This is a genomic window from Pseudanabaena sp. 'Roaring Creek' (genome assembly GCF_001402795.1).
Taxonomy (GTDB): Bacteria; Cyanobacteriota; Cyanobacteriia; order Pseudanabaenales; family Pseudanabaenaceae; genus Pseudanabaena.
Genome location: NZ_LIRE01000369.1, coordinates 1 through 4,009 on the forward strand (window position 1 = coordinate 1; position 4,009 = coordinate 4,009).

At 43.6% G+C, this 4,009-nt stretch carries 3 protein-coding genes; all 3 read right to left on the bottom strand.

Annotated elements, in window-relative coordinates:
* Positions 1-211 precede the first annotated feature (211 nt).
* Positions 212-2,575, bottom strand: coding sequence for a methyl-accepting chemotaxis protein (locus AC805_RS12505; protein ID WP_055075745.1), 2,364 nt, complete (start codon positions 2,573-2,575; stop codon positions 212-214).
* Positions 2,576-2,677: 102 nt separating this feature from the next.
* The gene (locus AC805_RS12510; RefSeq protein WP_156341398.1) at positions 2,678-3,205 is read right to left on the bottom strand and encodes a chemotaxis protein CheW; all 528 of its coding nucleotides are present in this window, start codon (positions 3,203-3,205) and stop codon (positions 2,678-2,680) included.
* 190 nt (positions 3,206-3,395) lie between these two features.
* Positions 3,396-3,761: a response regulator transcription factor gene (locus AC805_RS12515; protein ID WP_009627313.1), complete on the bottom strand. Its 366-nt coding sequence runs from the start codon at positions 3,759-3,761 to the stop codon at positions 3,396-3,398.
* Positions 3,762-4,009 lie beyond the last annotated feature (248 nt).

The following is a 4,009-nucleotide window of genomic DNA, read 5'->3' on the forward strand; positions in this document are numbered from 1 at the left end:
GACTCTCTGAGGAATGAGAATCAGCATCTTTTATCTCCATTCCTTTAATTTAATAATTGATGATTATTAATTATTAATTATTAATTATTAATTAAGTAGGCTTAATCAAACACAAAACCCTAAAACCTGCGGCGCAGCGTGCGCCGCAGGTTTTAGATCTGGATTTTAATAATGCTGAGGTACTTAATAGTCATTGCAAAAATAGAAGATATTAGACGACTTTGAACTGAGATACGCTCACCTGTAGATCTTGCGCAACTTGCAAGAGTTCGGCAAACGATCGCGCGACATCTTCTGATTGTTTCGATGTATCTTCGGCAATCGTGGCAATATCCTGCATGGTAGCCCCCATATGATCGGTGGTTTTAGTCTGATTGTTAGCAGCGATCGCAATTTCACGAACGATGGAGTTAACCTGTTTGCTAACCATAGAAATTTGTGTGAGTTTGTCACGGGCATTCTGCACGAGTTTGGTTCCCGCAACTACCTGTTCGGTTCCAGTTTCCATCGCCGTAACTACTTCGTTTGTCTGAGCTTGAATCTCTTCAACCAGTTGCTCGATTTCTGCCGTTGATGAGGCAGACTGTTCCGCAAGGTCGCGGACTTCTTCCGCAACGACACTAAATCCTCTTCCTTCTTCACCAGCTCTCGCCGCTTCGATCGCGGCATTGAGTGCTAGTAGGTTGGTTTGAGCGGCAAAGTTACTAATCAGGTTCACAATTCGTGAAATCTTTTGGGAAGTTTCCCCCAATCGTTTTACCTTCTTCGCCGTTTCTGATACCGTTTCCCGAATTTCGGAAATCCCTTCTACGGTTCGGTTCATGGCTTCATCGCCTTCTTGCAGAACATTAACAGTTATTTGCATTGACTGTTCTGCCTGTTGCGCCCGACTCTCCACGCCCCTGCTAGACTCCGCCATTATTTTGACTTCTTGCAATGCTGAATTGATCGATTCTGATTGCTTAATTGCTTCCGTAGATACCGATCGCACCGATTGCTCGCTATTTGTGGCGGTCTTCGTAACCGATTGGGATGCCCCTTGTACTTCAATTACCAGCTTACGCAGGTTACGAATAATCGCATTGTAAGAATCGGCGATCGTTCCCACCTCATCGGCGGTGACATTTGCCCGAATCGTCAAATCGCCTCGGCTGACGGGATCCACTTCCATGAGGAGTTCTAGCGCCCGACGTTGCAGAAATTCCTTCTCTTTTCGTTGCTGTTCGGCACGTTCGTCAGCCTCGGTTCTTGCCTCATTACGAGCATTCTCTAACCTTGCCGCTTCCTGTTGTTGTTCGGCAATCAGGGACTTGATTTGATCGGCCATCCCATTGATATTACTCGATAGCAAGCCGAGTTCATCTTCGCTCACAACATCTAATCGCGTCTCAAGATCGCCACTGCCAATTTGCGCGACGACCTGCGCCGCGTCGCGAATCGGCTTAATGGCTCGATTGGCAACCAAGGCTGCCAAAAGTCCTACTAATAAAGCTGTGACACCTGTTCCTATCGCTAGGGTAATTAAGAGATCCCGTTGAGACTTAAAAACTACATCAGCCTCAATCGTAACGATTACGCCTAAATTCAGATTAGGCATATTGAGATAGGTACTCAATGGCGCATAGGTCAATAGTTCTGTCTTATTAGTTATCTTATCAACGTGTATTTGGGTTTCTGGTGTTTTGTTAGAGATTGCTGTTGTTAGCTGAGGAAATAGTTCCTTAGCTTGAACACTTTCTTCAGCCTTTTCCTTGGCTAGAAATACCTTACCAGCCATATCAATCAGATGATACTCATCTTCTTCGCTCAAAATTCCTTGGACAACATTATCAAGGCTTTCGATCGGCATTCTTGTCCGTACCACGCCAATAAACTTATTCGAGCCAGTTTCTTTTACGGGGGCAGATATAAAAAAGTTAACCGTCTTATTGACTGTCGATTTACCAGGCTGACTGATAAAAGGTTGTCCCGTAGCTAGCGGAGCTTTAAAAAAATCACGTTCCTTAATGCTAGGAGCAGGATCTTGGGTGATGGTAGAACGGAGTGGTGTCGTTCCATCTAACTCAGCAAAGGCGACTAGACTATATACACCATAGGTCTTAGCATATTCATTCAAAACTGCTTCGCGTTCTGCTTGGCTCATTACTGCCTGTACTTTACGATTAGCCAGAATAGGGTGTGCAGCTAATACTTGAATGTCCCCATAGCGGGAATACATAAAGCGATTAATTTTATCAGCGATCGCGAGGGCTTTCTTTAGCTGAGTTTCCCGAATACTCTGATCTAATGAACGACTGGAAAAGTAAGAGGCTACGCCGCCGATCGCCACCACAGGAATCGTACTGAGTAATACAGCTAATAAGGTGGTTTTAGTGCGTAGGGATAGCGATCGCCAACCCCATTTAGTCGGATTCGGGGCAAGGGGAATCGGCGGTGGCGATTCAAGTAAATTTTCGGGAGAATCTAGCTTGGTTTGATCGACATTTTGCCCATCAGCCCCAGCAGTATTGTTAATAATTTCCTTAACTTCCAAAGATGGATCTTGATTTTTGGGTTGGTTATCTTGGGTCAACATTGCCAATTCTCCTTAAACTTTTTAAAACTTCTACAAAATATACAAAAGTACAAACCATCTAAGCGTCTACATAACCAGAACAAGACCAAAACAAGTCTCAAACTAGGTCTGAATAACTTGTGCGATCGCATTGCCATCCAACACCAAAAACGTCTCGCCACTCGCGCTTAGCCAATAGCCTTGGCAAGCCTGCTTCGTGGCTTGACTGGTAAACGCGTGGGATGAGGTTTGAATTTTGGCGCGATCGCAGCGGATCATCTGCCCCACATTTGACACCACCAGTCCGATCGCATTACCTTGGCTGCGTAAAAAGATAATATGGTATCGATCCTGAAACTTTTCTTGAGTAGATTCCTGCGCGTAAAGGGGCGTATAGCCTAAGAGACTGGCAAGATCGACAGCCCAAACGACATCACCCCGCCAGTTATATATACCCATGACGTAGGGATCCAATCCTGCGATCGCCGTAATCTGGGACAAACTAATTCTGACAATTTCAATTAGCTGATGGGTTGGCAATAATGCTTGCTGTTCTTTTACGAGAGAAAATGATAGAAACTGCTCGCTATCCAACCTTCCTGCATCTAACTGATTTATCTTTTGCTGATTACCTATCATCTGATTTGCCACGGCGATCTCACTGCTACTCTCTAGGGGATATTGTCGATTTTCGAGCGTTTGCCTTATTTCTTATTACTTTCTTGCTGTTTTCTTGCTATTTGTTTCTGGCTATTTATTTTGTCTTACTTGTTATTTCCCTTGTTATTTCTCTTGTTATTTCTCTTGTCATTTCTCTTGTTGTTTTACTTGTTATTGGGCATCAATCTTTTACTAATAATCTAATCGTCCGCACTAGCTCATCGATATCAACAGGTTTGGTCAAATAAGCGGAAGCCCCTTGTTTCATGCCCCAAAATTTATCCATCTCTCCACTCTTCGTCGAGCAAAGGATAATCGGAATATCTTTAGTTGTCGGCTTATCTTTAAGATCGCGACATAGCTCAAAGCCGCTTTCATTGGGTAAAACCACATCTAATACAATGGCGCTGGGCTTCTGCTGACCAATTTTAGTTCTGGCTTCGTCCCCACTCATTGCCAAAATGGTATTAAAGCCAGCATTTCTCAAGCTGCCAATGATAATCTCAGCTTGAGTCATTGTGTCTTCAACCACTAAAATTGTACTCATATCTGGTTTTTTCCTCTTTAAAATTAATAATCGAGCTAATAATCAAGCTAATAAGTAGCTCAGCTTAATTAAAATTTAGATCTAAAACCTGCGGCGTACGCTGCGCGTGCGCCGCAGGTTTTAGGGTTTTATATTTAATTAAGCCTACTTACTTAGTCTAAGTGAGAGCTGTTACAAATTAGTTAGTCTCAGGGACTTGCAAAAACTTACGCATTATCTGCATAACTTTTGCAGGATCTGGAGGCTTG